Below are 19,802 nucleotides of genomic sequence, written 5' to 3' on the forward strand. Positions count from 1 at the left end.
GGCCGGTTCTCCGGCGGTCACGGCCGTGCCGCGGTCACGGTCTCCGCCGGCGCCGAGGGGGCCGCTGTGGTCGCCGCCGGGGCCACCGGCCGGGCGGCGGCGCGACCCCGGGAGAGCATTTCGAGTACGCCCACCAGCAGCACCCCGAGCAGCAGACCCGCTCCGCCCACCGGCAGGGCGGTGCGCACCAGCTCGGTCATCCGGCTCACCTCGTGCGCCTCGCCGATGCTGGTCACCTGCTTGGGATCGGCGGCCTGGGCCTGCGCCCGCGCCGCCTGCAACCCCTCCCGCGCCTGGGACAGGGCGTTGGTCGCCGCGTCCCGCTGGGCGATCAGGGCCTGGTAGTCGGGGAGCTTCGGCCCCAGCTCGTCGAGCTTCTTCTGGGCGGCGGTGATCGCGGCGGTCGCCGCGTCGACACCTCGACCGTTGCCGACCGCCTGCATGGAGAGCTGCTGCTGGCGCAGGCTGGTCAGCTCGCCCAACGTGGCCTGGTAGATCCGGTCCGGCTGGGAGACCTTGTTCGTCTTCTCCCACTCACCGATCGCCTTGGTCGCCGCGGTGACGTCGGCGTTGGCCGCCTCGACCTCACCGGTGGCGATGCCGACCTGGGAGGAGAAGAGGAAGGCCAGCGCCCGGGTGGTGGTCGCGGTCAGCACCGGCGCGACAGTCGCCCGGTCGCCGGCGGTGTAGGTCACCTCCAACTGGCTGCTCGCGCCGACCTGGGTGATGGCGAGCCCGTCGCGCAACCGCTCCGGCGGCACCCCGGTGTCGGCGGCCACGTCGGCGAGGACGCGGGGCGAGGTGACCGCCGCGCCGAACGCCGCTACGAACTGGTTCGCCGCCTGCGTACCGGTGTACTGCGTCCCGGCCACGCCGCCCACCAGGGCCGGCGCCGCCACGTACGCGGTCCCGCTGAACTGCTGTGGCGCTGACAGGACGATGGCGGCCGCAGCGCCGGTGGCGAGCACCGGCACCCCCACGAGTACCCAGAGGCGCCGCCGGGCGACCCGCAGGTAGTCGACGATCTCCACTTTTTCCCCAATGCTGTCGTTCAGTCAAACCGGGACGGACGTGCCTCGTGGCTGCTCGCCGGTCAGGTTCGGAGCCGGCTGGCGGGCGATCACGCTGGCCGCCGCGGCGAACGCGACGAAGTACCAGAGGGTGACCACGTTGGAAATGACGTTGGAGGCGGCGCTGACCGCCACGAACGCGGCGGCGCAGCCGGTGAACCCGACCGCGACGCCGCGCTCGAAGCTGCCCGGAGGCGCGCGCCGCAGCGCGGTCCGGGCGGTGCGCACAAGGGCGAACAGCATCAGCAGGTACGCCCCGAGACCGAGCAGCCCGGTCTCCACGTACGCCCGCAGGAAGTCGTTGTGCGGCTTCTTCGCCTCGTCGGTCTCCCGCTGGGTCATGTTCGGCCCGATGCCGGTCACCGGGTTCCGGTCGGCGAGTGTGACGATCTCGGTCCAGTAGCCGATCCGCCAGGCCAGGGTGTTTCCGGTCGGGTCTCCGCCGACAGCCCGGGACGTGCCGAGTTGGGCGAAGCGTTCGCCGACGGCGGGCACCAGTGCCACCCCGGCGACCGCCACCACGCAGAGGGTGACCAGCATCCGCTTGCTGCGATGCAGCGCGGCGACCACCACCAGGCCGATCGCCGCACCGAGCAGGGCGCTGCGGGTGTTGGTGAGCAGCAGGAACAGCAGCGAGAGCGCGAGCAGCACCCCGAGGGACGCCCGCAGGCGACGATCGAGGAAGCGGTACACCGCGAACCCGAAGATCACCATGAACATCAGGTAGCGGCCGAACGTGGTCGACTGGCTGAACGTGCCGCTGATGCGGGTGAAGTCGCCCTTCACCTCGGCCGGCGGGTTGCCGAGCAGCGACAGCACGACTGTGTAGCCCAGCGCCAGCACCAGCGAGGCGTAGCAGGCGAGTAGGACCCGACGGATCGCCGCGGTGTCCGGCATGAGCTGTTCCAGCACCACGAACATCACCACCACGGTGAGGATCCGCAGCGCCTCCAGCAGGCTGTTCGCCGGCTGGCTGGCACCGAGGGCGCTGACCAGGCTGCTGGCACCGACGAGCAGCATGGCCCAGCTGAGCGGGGAGCCGCGTAGCCGCCCGTGCCGGCTGAGCTGCGCGGCCAGCCAGAGCCCGGCGGCGAGGAGGAACAGCACGGCGAGCAGGGTGGAGGGGTCCACCGCCCGGGCCGTTCCGCCGGATTCGGCCTGGCCGGCGCTCGGGCCGGTCAGCTTGAACAGGTCGACGCAGGAGCGCACCGCGAGCATCAGCAGCACGTACCCGGCGAACCGGGTCAGCGCGAGGACTGCCAGCGCGATCCCCACGACCGCCGCGAGCGGCAGCACCATCCCCCTGCGGTCACCGGCCGCCATGGAGACACCCGCGACCACCGCCACGACCGCGGCGGCCAGCGCCGCCGCGCCGGTGAGCAGGCGGGTCGGGTCGAGCCGCCTGGTCATGAGCGGAGTGACCTGCTGAGTGTGTTGTTCCACTGATCCCACTGAACTGAATCGACGCTGCTGGGCCGCTGCCGGGCGCGGCCAACCGATGTCCTCCCGGCACAAGATCGGTTCAATCTAGTCCTGTCACCTCGACGGCAGAAGGGGCCATTGCACCGACTGCCCCGTCCCCCGGGGGGCTGATCCGACACTGCCCCGGCTGACACCGTCCGGTCAGTCGACGGTCGCCGCCTGTCGTGCCCTGGCCCGGCGGCCCGGCTCCGGGGCCAGCCGGAGATAGAGCTCCTCCAACTCGCGGGCGGCGGTGTCCCAGCTGTACCTGCTGGTGATCTGCTCGCCCAGCGCCACCGCGCCGGCCCGTTCAGCCGGCAGGTTGGCGAGCAGCGACGTCAACACCCGGACCAGGTCGTCCTCGTCGCCGTCGCGGAACAACCGCCCGCCGGCGGTGTCGGCCTTGAGCACCTCGACGTGCGGCGCGATGTCGCTGGCGACCACTGGCAGCCCGTACGCGGCCGCCTCCAGCAACGTCAACGGCAGTCCCTCCAACCGGGACGGTTGAACGAAGCCGGCGGCTCCGGCGTACAGCTCGGCGAGCAGGTCGTCGTAGGCGAACCCGGTGAAGACGATCCGGTCGTCCGCCCCGGCTTCCCGGCGCAGCCGGTCCACGAAGTCGTCGGTGAACGACGACCCGCCGACGATCGCCAGGCGCATCGGGGTCTCGGTCCGGCGGAAGGCCCGGATCAGCAGGTCGGCCGCCTTCTCCGGCACCAGCCGACCGACCAGCAGCAGGTAGCCGCCGGGGGTCAGCCCGAACCGGTTCTGGATCTGACGGGTACGCGCCGGTCGGGCCGAGTTCACGCCGTTCGGGATGTAGGTCGTCGGGCGGCCGAACCGGGCGCCGTAGTGGGCGGCGAGCCCCTGGGAGACCGCTACCCGCTGGTGCGGGACGTACCCGCTGAACCAGTGGGCGCTGCCCAGCACGGCCCGCGCGGCGAGCCCCCACTTGCCCCGCTGGTTGTCCAGCCCGTGCACCGTCAACACCACGCGCGCCCGGGACAGGGCACGCGGAAGTGGGGCGACCAGGGCCGGCCCGAGCCCGTGGTAGTGCACGATGTCGGGCCGCGCGGCCATCGCCGCCATGGTCGAGGTCGCCGCGTGCACGATGGCGTCGAGGTGCTTGCTCGCGATCGTGTGGGTCTGGCGCAGCCGTACGCCCCGGTAGCCGTCGGCGGGCGTCTCGCCGTAGCTCCGGCGGCAGTAGACGGTGACCTCGTGGCCGTAGCTGGCGATCCGGCTGGCCATCTCCTCCACGTGCCGTTCGATCCCGCCGTAGGTCGCCGGTATCCCCTTCTGACCGATCATCGCGATCCGCAGCGGACGCCAGGCGACTGCTGTGTCGGCGACGCCCGCTCGGGACCGCCCGGCGGAGACCATCCGTTGCCGGGGTATCGCAGGGCTTCCGGCGTGCTGGTCCACGTCCTCGGCCTGCAGGTCGGGATGGGCCACGTTGACTCCCTGCGTGACTAGGTCCGCGCCCGCCGCCCGGGGCAGGGTCAACACCTTGCCATGGATGGGCCCGTCCGCCACCTGATCAATGAGACAGGAAAATCATCCATGGGATTCGCCGCAAAGGGAATGGCATCGGGGATGACATCGAGGTGACCGGCGCTGGTGCCGCGTCGAACGGCACGCGAACGGCGACGAGCCCCGGTCGATCACGTGCGATCGGCCGGGGCTCGTCGGTGGTACCTGTCAGGCGAGATCGAACCGGTCGAGCTCCATGACCTTGGTCCAGGCGGCCACGAAGTCGGCGACGAACTTGTCGCGGGCGTCCTGGCTGGCGTAGACCTCGGCCAGGGCGCGCAGCTGCGAGTTGGACCCGAAGATGAGGTCGACCGCGCTGGCGGTCCACTTCACCTCATCGGTGGCCAGGTCGCGGATCTCGTACACGTGCTCGTCGGACTTCGACGCGCTCCACCGGGTGCCCGGGGAGAGCAGGTTGGCGAAGAAGTCGTTGGTGAGCACGCCCGGCCGGTCGGTGAGCACACCGTGCTGGCTGCCGCCGACGTTGGCGCCGAGGGAGCGCAGACCGCCGATGAGGACGGTCATCTCGGGCGCGGTCAGGTTGAGCATGTAGGCCCGGTCGATGAGCAGCACCTCCGGCTGGGTCTTCTCGCCGGGACGCAGGTAGTTGCGGAACCCGTCGGCGCGCGGCTCCATGACCCGGAACGACTCAGTGTCGGTCTGCTCCTGGGTCGCGTCGGTGCGGCCCGCCCGGAACGGAACGGTCACCTCGACGCCGGCGTCCCGCGCCGCCTTCTCGACGGCTGCCGAACCGGCCAGCACGATCAGGTCGGCGATGGAGATCTTCGCGCCGCCGGCCTCGTTGAACTCCCGCTGGATGCCCTCGAGGGTGGTCAGGACGGTCGCGAGCTGCTCCGGCTGGTTGACCTCCCAGTTGCGCTGCGGCTCGAGACGGATCCGCGCGCCGTTGGCGCCACCGCGCTTGTCGGTGTGCCGGAAGCTCGCGGCGGACGCCCAGGCGGTGGAGACCAGCTGGTCGATCGTGAGACCCGACTCCAGGACCTTCGCCTTGAGTGCGGCGATGTCGGCGTCGCCCACCAGCTCGTGGTCGACGGCCGGCACCGGGTCCTGCCAGAGCTGCGGCTCGGCCACCCACGGCCCGAGGAAGCGCTCGATCGGGCCCATGTCGCGGTGCAGCAGCTTGTACCACGCCTTGGCGAAGGCCAGCGCGAACTGGTCGGGGTTCTCCAGGAAGCGGCGGGAGATCTTCTCGTACGCCGGGTCGACGCGCAGCGACAGGTCGGTCGTGAGCATCGTCGGCCGGTGCTTCTTCGCCGGGTCGAAGGGGTCCGGAATGATCGCCTCGGCGTCCTTGGCGACCCACTGCTTCGCACCGCCGGGGCTGGTGGTGAGCTCCCACTCGTAGCCGAAGAGGATCTCGAAGAAGCGGTTGCTCCACTGCGTCGGCACGTCGGTCCACGTCACCTCGAGACCACTGGTGATCGTGTCCGCGCCCTTGCCGCTGCCGTGGGTGCTCAGCCAACCCAGGCCCTGCGCCTCCAGCGGCGCGCCCTCGGGCTCCGGACCCACGTGGTTGTCGGCGACGCCGGCACCGTGGGTCTTACCGAAGGTGTGACCACCGGCGATGAGGGCGACGGTCTCCTCGTCGTTCATCGCCATCCGGCCGAAGGTCTCGCGGATGAAGTGCGCCGCCGCAAGCGGGTCCGCGTTGCCGCGGGGGCCCTCCGGGTTGACGTAGATGAGACCCATCTCGGTCGAGCCGACGCCAGCCGCCATCTCCTTCTCGGAGGCGTAGCGCTCGTCTCCCAGCCAGGTGTCCTCGGGGCCCCAGAAGATCTCCTCGGGCTCCCACACATCCTCGCGACCGAAACCGAAGCCGAAGGTCTTGAAGCCCATCGACTCCAGGGCGACATTGCCGGCGAGCACGATCAGGTCGGCCCAGGAGATCTTCTGGCCGTACTTCTGCTTGACCGGCCAGAGCAGCCGGCGGGCCTTGTCCAGGTTGGCGTTGTCCGGCCAGCTGTTGAGCGGAGCGAAACGCTGACCACCGTCGCCGGCGCCACCGCGACCGTCCTCGATACGGTACGTGCCGGCGGAGTGCCAGCTCATCCGGATCATCAGGCCGCCGTAGTGGCCGAAGTCGGCCGGCCACCAGTCCTGCGAGGTGGTGAGAACCTCGACGATGTCGCGCTTGAGGGCCTCGACGTCGAGCTTGGCGAACTCCCTGGCGTAGCTGAAGTTCTCGCCCAGCGGGTTGCCCTTGTTCGAGTGGGCGTGCAGCACCGAGAGGTCGAGCTGGTTGGGCCACCAGTCCCGGTTGGTGCGCGGACGACCACCGGTCTTCGGGGTCGGCGAGTCGATCGCCGGGTTCTCACTCTCGCTGCCGTGCGCGGTCACCGAGTCGTGCGCGACCGGGCAGCCGGCCGCTGCCTTCTGGTCCACGCCCTGCGCACTGGTGGGGCCGTTGTCCTGGGTGTCGCTCATGTACTTCCTTCCGAGCTTGCGGATCTCTGGGGCGTGCGTTCGGTCGCGCAGTCGGGACAGGTGCCCCAGTAGACGACCTCCGCCTCGTCGACCACGAAACCGTGGTCCCCTGAGGCGGTGAGACAGGGAGCGTGGCCGACGGCACAGTCGACGTCGGCGATGGCGCCGCAGGAGCGGCACACGACATGGTGGTGATTGTCCGAGATCCGGGACTCGTATCGGGCGGTCGCCCCGGCCGGCTGGATGCGCCGCACCAACCCGGCGTCGGTGAGCACCCGCAGCACGTCGTACACCGCCTGGTGGGAGACCGTGGGGTGGTCCGCGCGGACCAGCGCGATCACCGCGTCGGTGCCGACGTGTGGGTGGTCACGCAGCGCCGCGAGCACCGCCAACCGGGGCCGGGTCACGCGCAACGAGACAGCCCGTAGCTGCGCCTCGAAGTCGGACATCACGGGTACGAACACTAGCTCACTTTTTTGGAACGAATCAAGTTTTGCACTGCCCGAGGTGCCTCAAGGGCGGACGATTCACCCGAGGTTAACCTGCGGGAGGAAGAAATTCGGACAGCCATGTCGAGAAGTGCCTAGCGGCTCCGTCCCCGGAGTGAAGTGACCACTACGGGTCGCAGCCAACACCAAGGAGCACCACGATGGCCAAGTACCTGCTGCTCAAGCACTACCGGGGCGGCCCGGCCGGGGTGAACGACGTGCCCATGGACCAGTGGACCCCGGCGGAGATCTCGGCCCACATGCAGTACATGCGCGACTTCGCGGCCCGACTCGAGGGAACCGGCGAGTTCGTCGACGGTCAGGCACTCGCGCCGGAGGGAGCGTGGGTCCGGTACGACGGCGAGGGCCGCCCGCCGGTCACCGACGGCCCGTTCGCCGAGACCAAGGATCTCATCGCCGGCTGGATGGTGATCGACGTCGACAGCTACGACCGGGCTGTCGAGCTGGCCGGGGAGTTGTCGGCCGCGCCCGGGGCGGGCGGAAAGCCGATCCACGAGTGGCTGGAGCTGCGCCCGTTCCTGAGCGAGCCGCCCACCATCACGGAGTGACGACTCCGATGGACGAGACGCTGCTGCGCAACCTCACGCCGAGCGTCCTCGGGATCCTCGTCCGCCGCGGAATCGACTTCGCGGCGGCCGAGGACGCCGTGCAGGACGCCCTGGTCGAAGCGGTCCGGGTCTGGCCGGTCGACCCGCCGCGTGACCCGTTGGGCTGGCTGACCACCGTGGCGTGGCGACGGTTCCTCGACGCGGCCCGAGCCGACACCGCTCGCCGTCGACGCGAGGATCTCGTCGAGGAGGAGCCGGCGCCGGGGCCCACCCCCACCGCGGACGACACGCTCCAGCTCTACTTCCTGTGCGCCCATCCGTCGCTGACGCCGTCGTCCGCTGTCGCGCTCACGCTGCGCGCTGTCGGCGGGCTGACCACCCGGCAGATCGCCCACGCCTACCTGGTGCCCGAGGCGACCATGGCGCAACGCATCAGCAGGGCCAAGCGCACCGTCTCCGGGCTGCGGTTCGACCGACCCGGTGACGTCGCCACCGTCCTGCGCGTCCTCTACCTGGTCTTCAACGAGGGCTACTCCGGTGACGTGGACCTCGCCGCCGAGGCCATCCGGCTCACCCGGCAGCTCGCGACCGCGATCGACCACCCCGAGGTGGCGGGGCTGCTCGCCCTCATGCTGTTGCACCACGCCCGGCGCGCCGCCCGGACCGCCCCCGACGGCAGCCTGGTGCCGCTCGCCGAGCAGGACCGCAGCCGTTGGGACACCCGGTCGATCGCCGAGGGCGTCGCGATTCTCCAGGCGGCCCTGGCTCGCGACCACCTGGGTGAGTTCCAGGCCCAGGCCGCCGTCGCGGCGCTGCACGCGGACGCGCGCACCGCCGCGGAGACCGACTGGGTGCAGATCGTGCAGTGGTACGACGAACTGGTGCGCCTGACCGGGAACCCGGTCGTCAGACTCAACCGCGCGGTGGCGGTCGGTGAGGCCGACGGTCCCAGGGCCGGCCTGGCGGCGCTCGCGGCGCTGGACGACGCGCTGCCCCGGTACACGGCGGTGGCGGCGTACCTGAACGAGCGTGACGGCGACCTGGCAACGGCGGCGCGGCTGTACGCCGAGGCTGCCCAGCAGGCCCCCAACCTCGCCGAACGCGACCATCTGACCCGCCAGGCCGCCCGGCTCAACGACCTACGGCGTCGCTGACCCCTCGGGCAACGGGAGCGTCCGCCCTTGTCGTTGGCCAAGGCCGGGGCACCTGGTCCGGAAAGTCTCCGGAACTTTCGGCGGCCCCATCCCGGCCGATGTTCGGCTGTTGGGACGCCGCGACGACCGCCCTGACCTCTGATCCACTACTGACCTGGATGGATGCTGCTCCGGTGCTGGCGGCGGTGTTGCTGCTCTGTTTCCGGAAGTTGTTGACAAGTCGACGGCCGGGTTAATACGGTCGCCATCGACGGCGTTCGATTGTCGTCAGCACCAGCCACCACGCCCCACTTCTCCGATCGTCGTGCAGGACGACCGGCCCCACCACCACCGAGCGGTACGACGCCGTGGCCGTCACCCGGCCACCGGCAGCCTGCCGAGGCGTACCGCGCCGCTGGCCCCCGCCAGCCGTCAGAGGAGGCAACAGTTCCATGACCGACACCAGCCACACCAAACCGAGAGGCCGCGCCCGTATGCGGCTGCTCCTGGGCGCCGCGTGCGCCGCCGTCGTGGCCGTCGCCGGCACGATGACGGCCACCAACGCGTACGCCGAGGCCGACCGGACCCTCACGTCGAACCTCACCGGCACGCACAACGGGTACTACTTCTCGTTCTGGAAGGACAGCGGCAACGCCAGCATGACGCTGCGCGCCGATGGCCGATACACCAGCAGTTGGGACAGGAGCACCAACAACTGGGTCGGCGGCAAGGGTTGGGCCACCGGCAGCCGGCGGACGGTCACCTACTCGGGCAGCTACAACCCGGGCAACAACAACACCTACCTCGCCCTGTACGGATGGACGCGCAACCCGCTGATCGAGTACTACGTGGTGGAGAACTTCGGCAGCTACAACCCGAGCAGCGGCGCACAGCGGATGGGCACTGTCACCACTGACGGCGGCACCTACGACATCCTCCGCAGCCAGCGGGTCAACGCCCCGTCGATCGACGGCAACCAGACGTTCTACCAGTTCTGGAGCGTCCGCCAGCAGAAGCGCTCGAGTGGCACCATCACCACCGCCAACCACTTCGACGCCTGGGCCCGGGCCGGCCTGAACCTCGGCACCAACCACAGCTACCAGGTCATGGCCACCGAGGGCTACCAGAGCCAGGGAAGCTCCGACATCACCGTGCGGGAGGGCAGCGGCGGCAACCCGACCACTCCGCCCACCACCGGCAACCCGGGGACCGGCAACTGCAACGCGACGATCTCCGCCGGCCAGCAGTGGGGTGACCGGTTCAACCTCAATGTCGCCGTCAGCGGCACCAACAACTGGGTGGTCAGCCTCGGCCTCGGTGGCGGCCAGAGCATCCAGAACAGTTGGAACGCCTCCGTCAGCGGCAGCAGCGGCACCGTAACCGCGAGGCCGAACGGCAACGGCAACAACTTCGGCATCACGGTCATGGCCAACGGCAACTGGAACTGGCCGACGATCACCTGCAGCACCGGCTGAGCCGATCGACTCCTGACCCACAGTGCTGGCGTGGCGGCCTCGGCCGTCACGCCAGCACTGTGTCACTAGACCTCCGGCGCCGCGTTCTCGTCCGCTGCCGGCGCCCCCGGGGACGGCTTCTTCGTCGGCTCTGTGGCCGGCTCCTCCTCGCTCTCCTCGGACGCTGTCGCGGTCGGCGCCGCCGTCGTTCCACCCGTCGGGGCTGCCGTCGGCTCCGCTGGTGGGTTCTCGGACGAGGTGGGCTCGGGCGCGCCCCCGGTGCTCTCGCCGGAGGGCGTTGGCTGGCCGACCGGCCCGGCACCCGCCGAAACGCCTGCCGTCGGGGTCGGGGAGCCCGGCGCGCGGACCGGCAGGCCCCCGGAACCGCGGGTAGCCGGCTCTCCGCCACCCACGCCCAGGTCGGGCTCGCGCTGCGAAGGGCCCGTCGGCGACACCGCTGGCGGCGTCGACGGCCCGTCGGTCGGGCCCGTCATCATCCCGATGGGATCGGCGAACACCAGGACGGCGGCTGCGGCGGCCATCGATCCGAGAACCACAGCGAGCACCTTGGGCCCACTGCCGCCCGACCGCTTCGCCGCACCGCCGACGACCGACCGCTGAATCTCGGTGCGTTCGACCGGCGCTCCGACGGCCGTCCGCAGCTGATCGGACGGATCCGCGAGCATCTGTGCCGCCGCGGCCATTGTCGCCGCCGTCGGGAAGCGACGGCTGGGCTCCTTGGCCATCGCGGTGGCGACCAACCGCTGGACCGCCTCCGGAACGTCCTCGGGCAGTGGCGACGGCTCCTCTTCGAGATGGCGCAACACCACCGCTATCGCGTTCTCGCCCTCGTGCGGGGGCCTGCCGGCAAGACAGTGGTAGACGACCGCCCCCAGCGCGTAGATGTCGATCGCCGACGTCGTCTCGCTCCTGGTGACCTGCTCGGGTGCCATGTAGAGGGCGGTGCCGACGACCTGGTTCGTCCCGGTGAGGCTCGCCGCCTCCTGGGTCACCGCGACGCCGAAGTCGACGAGTACGACGTGCCCGTCCGGCTCGATGATCAAGTTGCTGGGCTTGACGTCCCGGTGCACGACGCCGGCGTCGTGGGCGGCCTGGAGCGCGCGGGCGGTCTGTGCGGCGACCGACATCGTCTCGGCCACACCCAGCCGGCCCATCTCGGCGATCCGCTCCGACAGGGGCTGCCCCTGCACGTACTCCATGACGATGTACGCGAGCACCGGCGCGTCGGGCTGGGACACCTCACCGTAGTCGTAGACCTGCGCGACACCCGGGTGACGCAGGGCCGCCATCGCCCGGGCCTCGCGACGGAACCGTTCGCCGAAGCCGGGATCGGTGACCAGCCGAGGTCGCAGCATCTTGATCGCGACGCGGCGGTCCAGGGTTTCGTCGACCGCTCGCCAGACGTCGCCCATTCCACCGCTGGCGATGCTCTCGAGCAGGCGGTAACGGTCCCCGACGACTTCCCCCACAATCGGCATGACATCGTCGGTACCCCGGACTGCCAAATCCCAAGCACCGCGACGTCCGCCGAGCCCGGTGTCCCCATGAAGAGGCCCCGCCGCTTCCGACGGGGCCGCTTCGACCGTTCGGGAGCCTGATCAGCTGTTCAGCCGGGCGATCAGGGCGGTGGCCATGCCCTGCTCACCTCGGGCGTTGGGGTGGAACGGCGCGGCCGAGTTCTGCGGCACCAGACCCTCGACCCACCGGGTGCCGCTGCTCTTGCACGCGTCACGGCCGATCGACGGGGTGTAGACGTCGGCGTAGGTGGCGCCGTTGGCGCTCGCGACGCTGGCCAGCATCGCGTTGAGCGACTTCTCCACGCCACGCAGGTACGGCACGTCCTGGTAGGCGATCGGAACGACCGGCCAGCAGCCGTAACCGCTGTCCGGCAGGATCGCCGGATAGCCGAGCACCACGACCCGCGCGCCCGGCGCGGCCTGCCGGACCGCCCGGAGCACGGCGGTGATCTTCGGGGTGGCGGCGACGATCCTCGCCTGCAACTGGTCGACGCCTCCGGCGGTGTACCGGTTCTTGCACGGAGATCCGAGCGGGCTGCTGACACTCGCCTCCGCGCAGTCGCCAATGATGCCGGCGAAACCGATGTCGTTTCCGCCGATCTGCACCGTCACCAGCGAGGTGTTCGAGGTGACCGCGTTGAGCTGCGGTGGCGTCGTGATGCCCAGTTGGCCGCTACCGCCGTAGAGGATGTCGTCAGTGGTGGCGCCGGAGCAGCTCACGTCGGCGAACGACGACGAACCGGCGGACGCCGCCACCAGCGACGGGTAGTTGCGGTTGGACCGTAGGCAGTTGAGGTCGACCTGGGTGGGGATCAGCGGGCCTGCGGTGTACGAGTCGCCCAGCGCTACGTAGCGGCCGGTGGGCACGGCGGCGCTGGCGGGGGTGGCGACGGTGAGCAGCACGCCGGTGGTGGCGAGGGCGAGTGCGGCCAACCGGGTGGCTGCCCGCAGGAGGGGCAGGCGGGGACGGGTCATGGCGCCTCCCAGGAGGGAATCAGGGGTGGTGGTGCCCGAGATCCTGTCGCCGCCGAGGCCGCGCGTCAATATCGATGAACCTCACTAAACATCTGCCCGAAGTGTGGGATGGAACGATGGTGGTCAATTCAGTGGCGCATACCACCGGGCACCGGTGACCTTGATCCGCCGGGACTGCTTGCGGTTCCACTCCACCTGCATGCCGTGCTTGCGCAGCACCGGGAACGCGACCTCGTCCAGCAGTCGTTCCAGGTCGGCCTGGTAGCTGGCCTGCTGCTCGGCCTCCGACAGGCCTGCGTAGGAGGCCTCGTCGAAGTCGGCCGGCGGATAGACGCCGTAGCCGAGATAGACCTCGCCGTCCTCGCTCGCCAGCAGCGACTCGGTGTCCTGCTGGTGGTACCAGAGAAACCCGCGCCAGTGCCGTGAGTCGTCCCGCTCGTCGTCGATCTCGGCGCTCGCGCAGGTGCCACAACAGCTGAAGTTCTCCCGGGCCAACACCCCCAGCGCGTTGAGCTCGACGAAGGCACGGGTGAGGTTGCCGCGCACCTCACCCCACTCGCGCTGCTGCTCCCGCCGAACCCCCAACGCCGTCTCGTGTGCCGCCCTGAGCTCATCGTCAGTCGCGCCGCAGCGCTCGTCGTCGTCGTCGAAGAAGTCGACGAACTCGTCCGCGTCGCTCTCACCACGCACCACCCAGGCCCACAGCTCGTCCTCGATGGCGGTGCGGCCCGGCTCGGGGATCCGATCGCTGAGGAACCTGACGCCGGCAGGGCGATCGTTGTACGTCCACTGAGTCACGCCGAGATCTTCACATGGGCCTGTGACGGCCCCGGTCGGAGAACGGCCGACGTAGCGGCAGGTCCCCGGGAGCGCCCTAGTTTCCGGCCGGCGCCTGGTCCTTCACCTCGTCGTAGCCGACCGGCTTCGGCGCCGGGACCGGCGCGTAGATCACGCGAAGGACACCCGTCGGGAACGCTTCCGTTGCCAGCAGTCGCAGGTGGTACGCCGCGTCACCCTCGTCGAACAGCCTGCGGCCCTTGCGCGCGGCCACCGGATGAACCAGCAGACGCAGCTCGTCGACCAGGCCGGCGGCGAGCAGTTGCTGCACGACGGAGATCGACCCGGGGATGAGAACCCCCCGCACCCCGGCGTCGGCCTTGAGCGCGGTGACGGCATCGAGGAGATCCCCGTCGATCAGCTCGGAGTTGCGCCAGGAGAACTCCAGCGGCTGACGCGAGGCGACGAGCTTGCGCATGTCGCCGAGTTGCTTGGCGAACGGTGCGTCCTCGCCACCGGCGGCCTCACGGTCCGGCCAGGCCCCGGCGAAGCTGTCGTACGTCTCGCGGCCGATGAGCAGCACGTCGGCGGCGTCGTAGTCCTCGGTGACGGCGCGGCCCATGTTCTCGTCGAAGTACGGGAAGTGCCAGTCAGGGTCGATCTCGGCCACACCGTCGGCCGAGATGAACAGCGTGGAGATGACCTTTGCCATTGCGGAGGTCCCTTCGAGTCGGGTGATGTCGGTAGGTCGACCGGCGCATCGTCCCAAACTCGTCAGCCACAGCCCGCCCCGCTGGCGCGTGTCGTGTCCCGCCTTTGTCAGCCCGACGTCACGGGAGCGATCCAGTGCCAGGTTTCCGGAGACCGGGGACGCCGAAGGATCAATCGCGCTCGGCGTGGTGCGGGGCGGGCTCGGTGTGACGCCGAGCCCGCCCCGTTCCAGGTCGGTCGAGCGCGATCGAAGCGGGTCAGCGCTGCAGGGTCAGCAGACCCGGCCGGTACGGCAGGAGGCCGTAGTCGCCGCCGGAGCTGGGGGAACGACCCTGGTAGAGCAGTTGCAGGTTGCAGGGGTTGACGGTCATGGTCTGGTCGGCGTTGGTGCGCAGCAGCTCACCGTGGCTGATGTCGTTGGTCCAGGTGGCGCCGCTGTTGGCCTTGCCGGCGAACGGGTTGCTCTCGCTGGTGGCCTGCGGGGTCCACGACCCGCCCAGGCTGGTCGCGGTGAACGAGCGGAAGTAGCGACCCTGCGAACCGATCGCCTCGACGATCATGAGGTAACGGTTCTGGCCCTGGAGCTTGTAGACCTGGACGGCCTCGAAGAGGTTGTTCGTGGTGTCGCTCATGATGGTGGTGTAGTTCGAGCCGAAGCTGCCCGGGAAGTTGCCGATCGGCATGCTGGCTCGGTAGATCTTGCCGTTGTCACCGGCGAAGAACAGGTACATGTTCTGGTCGTCACCGATGACCGCCTGGTCGATCGGGCCGGTGCCGGAGCCGGTGATGCTTCCGCTGAACAGCGTCTGCGCCGCTGACCAACCGTTCGGGTTGGTCGGGTTGGTCGAGGTCCGGTAGGAGAACGCCGGCCCGCCCCACTGGTAGGCGAGCACCCAGATGTTCTTCGGCGCGAAGTAGAACAGCGATGGCGCCACTGTCGCGTTGTTCATCGCGTTCTGGCTGGCCGAGGCCATCTGCGAGTAGTTCGAGAAGAGGCCGAAGTTCATCGAGCCCCACCGGGTGCCGGTGTCGTGCGTGGTGGCGTAGACCAGTTGCTGGCCGTTGTAGGGGGCGACGGTGAAGTCCTTGAGCGACACCCAGCCCGACCTCGGGGTCGCCAACACCCCGGTGGAGGACCACCGGTACGTCGAGGGCAGGTTGCAGGTGTCCGTCGGCGGCGGCGTGGTCGGCGGCGGGTCGGTCGGCGGATCGGTCGGCGGATCGGTCGGCGGCGTCGTCGTGCCACCGGTGCAGGTGACACCGTTGAGGGCGAAGCTCGTCGGGGCGGGGTTGCTGCCCGTCCAGGACCCGTTGAACCCGAACGACACAGTGCCGTTGGCCGGGATCGCACCGTTGTAACTCACGTTCTTCGCGGTCACCGCCGACCCGCTCTGCGTCAGCGACGTGTTCCAGGCCTGCGTCACCGTCTGCCCGGCACCGTACGACCAGGTCAGCGTCCAGCTGCTCAGCGGGTCGCCCAGGTTCGTGATCGCCACGTTGGCGCCGAAGCCGCCCTGCCACTGCGACGACACGGCGTAGTTCACCGAACAACCCTCAGCCGCGGCACCGGCCGGCAGCGCCGCGACAACTGTCGACGACAGCAGTAGGCCGACGCCGGCCGCAACCAGACCGACATTGGTGGCTCTGGATCTGACCATGTAGCACCCTCCTCGCGGGACGGCGGCCCATGCATTGGTGGTGGTCATTGCGTGGTGACCGGTTGTGAACGTTAACAGGCCGCGTCAGGTATGCTACGGGAGCGCTCCCATACGCTCAACAGCATCTATCTTTCGTTCTCGCCGATGTCGGGATTGCCGATGCTGCCGGCCGGGCGGTGACCTTCTTCAGACGACGGTGAGGGTCACGACACCGAACTGGTTGCTCCGCTGTACGTAGTGCGGCAGATAGAGCTTCCACGTCATGGTCAGCTCGCGCCCGGCCCGCATCGAGGCCGGCACCTCGGCGACCATTTCGAACACGGCAGTCCCGCCAGCGGGGATCTGCGGTAGGGCGCGGCAGTTCAGCCGGTAGAGCTGGGCCGAGTTCACGGCGTCGTTCGTCGCGTCGCCGAGAGAGAACCGTTCCATCAGGTAGGCCGGGCAAGGGTCCAACGCGAGGGGGCCGTCGGTCGGGTTGCCCAGCGTCACCCGGAAGGTGAGCCGCGACCCGGCGACGGCGGTCGTCGGCCCCTGCACGGCTACGGTGAGCTTTTCGAGCGGCGAGGACGGGGGCTTCGACACCGCCACCGGCTCGGTGAACCCGCTCGCGGACAGCGTCCCTCGCGCGCGGGGGTTGACCCCCTCCCCCTGCGGACAGCCCGGACGCTCGTCGGCGGTGACCGGTGCGCGCAGCCTGCCACCGTCGTGCGGCAGCTCGATCGCGAGCTCCAACGCCCCCTTCACCGGCTGGCAGAACGGTCCAGACCAGTCCAGACGCAGGCTGGCGTTACCGCCGGCCGGCACGACGACCACCCGGGTGCGGCCCTCCTCGTCGATGCCGTGGGTGTAGAGCATCGGGATCTCGCGACCGCCGGCGCGCATGGTCGTGGGCACCTCGCCCTGCAGGGTGCACTCGACCGTCGACGAGTTCCGCACGTCCACTTCGCCGATGAGCTTGCCGATGGCGGCGTCGAAGCCCCGAGGCGTCTCACCGCCGTTGCTGGGCCGCGTCCAGGTGGTGAGCCGACCGGTCAGCTGCTCCGCCCGGCACGGTTCGCTGCCGGTGGCCGGCGTTCTCGGCGCGGCTGGGCGACCGTTGAAGTCCTCGTCGGTGATCTTCAGGTCGGCCCAGGGCACGCTGCCGTCGGCGAGCAACTCGGTGGGCACCGGCAGCGCGACCGTCGGGTCCGAGCGACCCGGCTGGGTGTTCGGGTCGGCACACGCCACCACCACGGTGAGGACGATCAGCAGTGGCACCAGTAGTCGACGCATCCCGCCACCCTCACACGAACGAACCGCACGGGCCTGAGTAGCCGTGCTCAGCGCCGATCAGTCTCCGATGGGCCCCGGGCCCTCGGCGATCGCGACGGGAGTGCCGAGCTCGACGGTACGGGAGACCGTGCACAACCGATCGTGCGACTGCTGCAACGACCGGGGCAGCGCCGCACGGGCCGCGTCGCCCTCCGCGCCCTCCGGGAACGTCACCGTGAAATCGACCCGAAGGTTGCGCATCCGGTTTCCGCCGGCCTCGTCCCGGATCTTGTCACCGGTCACGGCGACGGCGAACTCGGTCGGCTCGGCACGACGACTGGTGATGTGGTCCACGTCCACCGCGGCGCAACCGCCGATGGCGGCCAGCAGCAACTCCACCGGCGTGAAACTGCCGTCCTCGCCCGTGCCCAGCGACACCGACCCACCACGGGAGTTCCGCACGACGTAGTTGCCCAGGCTGGTGCGCTCGATCGCCACCGAACGGAAGGTGTCCTCAGTCATGACAGAAAACTACAGGCCTCGGCGATCACGAGTACGTGAGATGCAACGTCATCCCGGCATCGGCGTGCGCCAGGTTGTGGCAGTGGTTGGCCCACATCCCCGGGTTGTCGGCCCGGAACGCCACTTCCCACACCTCGCCCGGACGGACGTCGAACGAGTCCAGCCACAGCGGGCTTCCGGTCGCCGGTCGACCATCGCGGGCCAGCACCAGGACGTGGTGGCCGTGCAGGTGCCACGGGTGCACGATCTGCGACCGGTTGACGATCGTGAACCGTACGACGTCACCCAGGCGTACGACCTGCGGTGGGATGTCCGGATCGGCCGCGCCGTTGACGGTGTGGGCGTACCGCGGTAGCAGTCTGCGCAGGTCGAGGCCGCGATCGAGGACGAGGGTGAACGTCTTGTCGAACCGGGACCACTGCGCCGGGGCGGTCGCGCCGTAGCCGAGCGGATCCAGCACCGGCCAGGCGCCGGTCGCCGTCGACACCGGTCCGGTCGAGTAGACGGTCCGTCCGTCGACGACCAGTGCCACCGGGGTCGCCGGCGCGTCGAAGACCAGGTCGTAGCGGCCCCCGGCCGGGATCAGCACGGCGGTGTCCACCAGCGGCGTCGGGCCGCGCAGGTCGACGCCGTCGACCGCGGCCACCCGGAACGCGGTCCCGGCCAGGGCGTACCGGTGCGTCGTGCTGTCGGTGTTGATCAGCCGCAACCGCACCGGCACGCCGGCCTCGACCTTCTCCACTCTCGGCGCGGGCAACGGACGGCCCGCCAGGGTGTGCACCGGCACTGTGACGTCGAGGCCGGTCACCGGGCCCGGTCGCACCACCAGCACCCCGTAGAGACCCATCCGCACGCCGACATCGGAGGCCGAGTGCGTGTGGTACCAGTACGTTCCGGCCTGGTCGGCGCGGAACCGGTAGACGAACTCCTGCCCGGGCCTCACCGCCGCCTGGGTCACACCGGGTACCCCGTCCTGATCGTTCGGCACGTCGTACCCGTGCCAGTGCACTGTGACGCCGCGCTCGATGTTCCGGTTGCGCAGCGTCACCTCCAGGACGTCGCCGACGGTGGCTGTCAACTCCGGTCCGGGGACCTGCCCGTTGAAGGCCCACGCCGCGACGTTCCGCCCGGCCGCGTCCACGGTGGCGGTTGCGGCGGTCAGTGTGAACCGCCGGGTGGGTTCGTCGGCGATGCGGGCCGTCGGAGAAACATGCTCATGCGGTACGGCGGGCGCGGTGCCCGGGGTGACCGTCAGCCCGGTTCCGGTCAGCAGGGCCGCGACCGCCACCACGAGGGCCGCCCGGGACACCGTCCGGGACGGGCGCGCACCGAGCGCACGCGCCGAGATCACCGTGGCCGCCACGACCCCGGCGACCGCCAGCAGCCCCGCCCCGGCCGACGCCGGATAGCCGTGCAGGACCGTCACGAGCAGGGCGCTGCTCGTGGCGTACCCGGCGAAGAGGAGCGGGACCGCGACGGCCCGGATGTCGCCCGGGGCCCGCAGCAACCGCGGACCGGCGACGCCCACCGCCGCGAGCGACAGCGGGCCCGCGATGAGGACCTTCTCCGCCGCGAACCACCAGCCGGCCCGGGCGAGGGCGGTGACCGTGAGCGCGCGGGCGAGCGTGGCGAGCAGCGCGACGGCCGCCAGTCCCAGTGCGAGCGGGCGACGACGGGCGGCGGACGCGGCGCCAGCCCCCAGCCAGGCCGCGACCGCGAGGACCGCGATCACGAGGTCGGCCACGAGCAGCGACCCGGTGGTCACGCCGGCTCTCCTTCCCGGGCGACCAGCCGAGCCGCGCCGGCGGGGACCGGGACGGCGAGCTGTCGCGCCGCCCGATGGACGCCGACCACGACGTGCACCGCGATGATCCCGTTGAGCGCGTGCAACCCACCGATGGTCAGGCCGAGCGGGGTGCTGACACCCGACGCGTCGGTGGACGCCTCCGCCAACATGGCGATGAGTGGCTGGAGGGCGACGAGGCCGATCGGGAGGACCGCCAGTCCGATGATCTTTCCGGGTGCCTTCGCCAGCGCGGCGAACAGGGCGGTGAGCAGCGTGAGAATCGGGATCACCGCCATGCCGTTGACGCTGTGCAGCGCGTACGCGTCGTCGCTGGCGGGTCTGGTGAACCCACCCACGGCGGCGAGGACGAACTGCACGGCGAACGCGACGAGCAGCAGTGCGCTGATGATGACGAGTGCCTTGCGCATTGG

The 19,802-nt window shown here is 70.3% G+C and carries 17 protein-coding genes; 3 read left to right on the top strand and 14 right to left on the bottom strand.

The genetic code is table 11. From position 1 onward, the window contains the following. Positions 1 to 17: 17 nt before the first annotated feature. The 5 genes from ACFYPG_RS23060 to ACFYPG_RS23080 form a co-directional block, all read right to left on the bottom strand. Entirely contained in the window at positions 18 to 1,031 is a 1,014-nt protein-coding gene (locus ACFYPG_RS23060) for a Wzz/FepE/Etk N-terminal domain-containing protein (protein WP_387353819.1), read from the bottom strand. Between the two features lie 24 nt (positions 1,032 to 1,055). Next, positions 1,056 to 2,480 (bottom strand): O-antigen ligase family protein, encoded by a 1,425-nt coding sequence (locus ACFYPG_RS23065; RefSeq protein WP_387353820.1) that lies wholly within the window; start codon positions 2,478 to 2,480, stop codon positions 1,056 to 1,058. Positions 2,481 to 2,693: 213 nt separating this feature from the next. Then, positions 2,694 to 4,067 carry a glycosyltransferase family 4 protein gene (locus ACFYPG_RS23070; protein WP_387353821.1) on the bottom strand — a complete coding sequence of 458 codons (1,374 nt, stop codon included), beginning with the start codon at positions 4,065 to 4,067 and terminating at the stop codon, positions 2,694 to 2,696. A 165-nt stretch (positions 4,068 to 4,232) separates the two neighbouring features. Then, positions 4,233 to 6,509, bottom strand: a complete 2,277-nt coding sequence (katG, locus tag ACFYPG_RS23075; RefSeq protein WP_387353822.1) for a catalase/peroxidase HPI — start codon at positions 6,507 to 6,509, stop codon at positions 4,233 to 4,235. Continuing rightward, positions 6,506 to 6,961: a Fur family transcriptional regulator gene (locus tag ACFYPG_RS23080; RefSeq protein ID WP_354969622.1), complete on the bottom strand. Its 456-nt coding sequence runs from the start codon at positions 6,959 to 6,961 to the stop codon at positions 6,506 to 6,508. The genes katG and ACFYPG_RS23080 overlap by 4 nt, the downstream gene beginning before the upstream one ends. A gap of 197 nt (positions 6,962 to 7,158) precedes the next feature. Here ACFYPG_RS23080 and ACFYPG_RS23085 point away from each other — a divergent pair, with 197 nt between their 5' ends. The 3 genes from ACFYPG_RS23085 (at position 7,159) to ACFYPG_RS23095 (ending at position 10,174) form a co-directional block, all read left to right on the top strand. Then, positions 7,159 to 7,566, top strand: a complete 408-nt coding sequence (locus tag ACFYPG_RS23085) for a YciI family protein (RefSeq protein WP_355008594.1) — start codon at positions 7,159 to 7,161, stop codon at positions 7,564 to 7,566. An 8-nt stretch (positions 7,567 to 7,574) separates the two neighbouring features. Beyond that, positions 7,575 to 8,720: an RNA polymerase sigma factor gene (locus ACFYPG_RS23090; RefSeq protein ID WP_387353943.1), complete on the top strand. Its 1,146-nt coding sequence runs from the start codon at positions 7,575 to 7,577 to the stop codon at positions 8,718 to 8,720. Positions 8,721 to 9,151: 431 nt separating this feature from the next. Further along, the gene (locus tag ACFYPG_RS23095; protein ID WP_355008593.1) at positions 9,152 to 10,174 is read left to right on the top strand and encodes a glycoside hydrolase family 11 protein; all 1,023 of its coding nucleotides are present in this window, start codon (positions 9,152 to 9,154) and stop codon (positions 10,172 to 10,174) included. Positions 10,175 to 10,239: 65 nt separating this feature from the next. Here the strand turns inward: ACFYPG_RS23095 and ACFYPG_RS23100 are convergent, their stop codons facing one another. From ACFYPG_RS23100 to ACFYPG_RS23140, 9 genes are all read right to left on the bottom strand, one after another. Next, positions 10,240 to 11,652, bottom strand: a complete 1,413-nt coding sequence (locus ACFYPG_RS23100; RefSeq protein ID WP_387353823.1) for a serine/threonine-protein kinase — start codon at positions 11,650 to 11,652, stop codon at positions 10,240 to 10,242. A gap of 120 nt (positions 11,653 to 11,772) precedes the next feature. Continuing rightward, a complete protein-coding gene (locus ACFYPG_RS23105) occupies positions 11,773 to 12,666 on the bottom strand; it encodes an SGNH/GDSL hydrolase family protein (RefSeq protein WP_355008591.1) in 894 nt (297 codons plus the stop codon). Between the two features lie 123 nt (positions 12,667 to 12,789). After that, positions 12,790 to 13,464: a DUF6891 domain-containing protein gene (locus ACFYPG_RS23110; protein ID WP_387353824.1), complete on the bottom strand. Its 675-nt coding sequence runs from the start codon at positions 13,462 to 13,464 to the stop codon at positions 12,790 to 12,792. A gap of 76 nt (positions 13,465 to 13,540) precedes the next feature. Further along, on the bottom strand, positions 13,541 to 14,155 hold the full coding sequence (locus tag ACFYPG_RS23115) for a dihydrofolate reductase family protein (RefSeq protein WP_387353825.1): 615 nt from the start codon (positions 14,153 to 14,155) through the stop codon (positions 13,541 to 13,543). Between the two features lie 256 nt (positions 14,156 to 14,411). Further along, a complete protein-coding gene (locus ACFYPG_RS23120; RefSeq protein WP_387353826.1) occupies positions 14,412 to 15,812 on the bottom strand; it encodes a non-reducing end alpha-L-arabinofuranosidase family hydrolase in 1,401 nt (466 codons plus the stop codon). Positions 15,813 to 15,998: 186 nt separating this feature from the next. Then, positions 15,999 to 17,084, bottom strand: coding sequence for a hypothetical protein (locus tag ACFYPG_RS23125; protein ID WP_355008587.1), 1,086 nt, complete (start codon positions 17,082 to 17,084; stop codon positions 15,999 to 16,001). A 57-nt stretch (positions 17,085 to 17,141) separates the two neighbouring features. Next, entirely contained in the window at positions 17,142 to 17,585 is a 444-nt protein-coding gene (locus ACFYPG_RS23130) for an OsmC family protein (protein WP_355008586.1), read from the bottom strand. A gap of 25 nt (positions 17,586 to 17,610) precedes the next feature. After that, positions 17,611 to 19,350, bottom strand: coding sequence for a multicopper oxidase family protein (locus ACFYPG_RS23135; RefSeq protein ID WP_355008585.1), 1,740 nt, complete (start codon positions 19,348 to 19,350; stop codon positions 17,611 to 17,613). Next, entirely contained in the window at positions 19,347 to 19,799 is a 453-nt protein-coding gene (locus ACFYPG_RS23140; RefSeq protein WP_355008584.1) for a DUF6220 domain-containing protein, read from the bottom strand. The genes ACFYPG_RS23135 and ACFYPG_RS23140 overlap by 4 nt, the downstream gene beginning before the upstream one ends. Positions 19,800 to 19,802: the final 3 nt, after the last annotated feature.

The sequence above is a fragment of the Micromonospora sp. NPDC005553 genome (assembly GCF_042871765.1).
GTDB lineage: Bacteria > Actinomycetota > Actinomycetes > Mycobacteriales > Micromonosporaceae > Micromonospora.

Bases quoted from the DNA above. Each gene is read 5' to 3' on its own strand.
- ACFYPG_RS23095 (WP_355008593.1), top strand. From the start codon at position 9,152: ATGACCGACACCAGCCACACCAAACCGAGAGGCCGCGCCCGTATGCGG.
- ACFYPG_RS23090 (WP_387353943.1), top strand. From the start codon at position 7,575: ATGGACGAGACGCTGCTGCGCAACCTCACGCCGAGCGTCCTCGGGATC.
- ACFYPG_RS23120 (WP_387353826.1), bottom strand. From the start codon at position 15,812: ATGGTCAGATCCAGAGCCACCAATGTCGGTCTGGTTGCGGCCGGCGTC.
- ACFYPG_RS23065 (WP_387353820.1), bottom strand. From the start codon at position 2,480: ATGACCAGGCGGCTCGACCCGACCCGCCTGCTCACCGGCGCGGCGGCG.
- katG (WP_387353822.1), bottom strand. From the start codon at position 6,509: ATGAGCGACACCCAGGACAACGGCCCCACCAGTGCGCAGGGCGTGGAC.
- ACFYPG_RS23125 (WP_355008587.1), bottom strand. From the start codon at position 17,084: ATGCGTCGACTACTGGTGCCACTGCTGATCGTCCTCACCGTGGTGGTG.
- ACFYPG_RS23115 (WP_387353825.1), bottom strand. From the start codon at position 14,155: ATGGCAAAGGTCATCTCCACGCTGTTCATCTCGGCCGACGGTGTGGCC.
- ACFYPG_RS23130 (WP_355008586.1), bottom strand. From the start codon at position 17,585: ATGACTGAGGACACCTTCCGTTCGGTGGCGATCGAGCGCACCAGCCTG.
- ACFYPG_RS23140 (WP_355008584.1), bottom strand. From the start codon at position 19,799: ATGCGCAAGGCACTCGTCATCATCAGCGCACTGCTGCTCGTCGCGTTC.
- ACFYPG_RS23100 (WP_387353823.1), bottom strand. From the start codon at position 11,652: ATGCCGATTGTGGGGGAAGTCGTCGGGGACCGTTACCGCCTGCTCGAG.
- ACFYPG_RS23105 (WP_355008591.1), bottom strand. From the start codon at position 12,666: ATGACCCGTCCCCGCCTGCCCCTCCTGCGGGCAGCCACCCGGTTGGCC.
- ACFYPG_RS23085 (WP_355008594.1), top strand. From the start codon at position 7,159: ATGGCCAAGTACCTGCTGCTCAAGCACTACCGGGGCGGCCCGGCCGGG.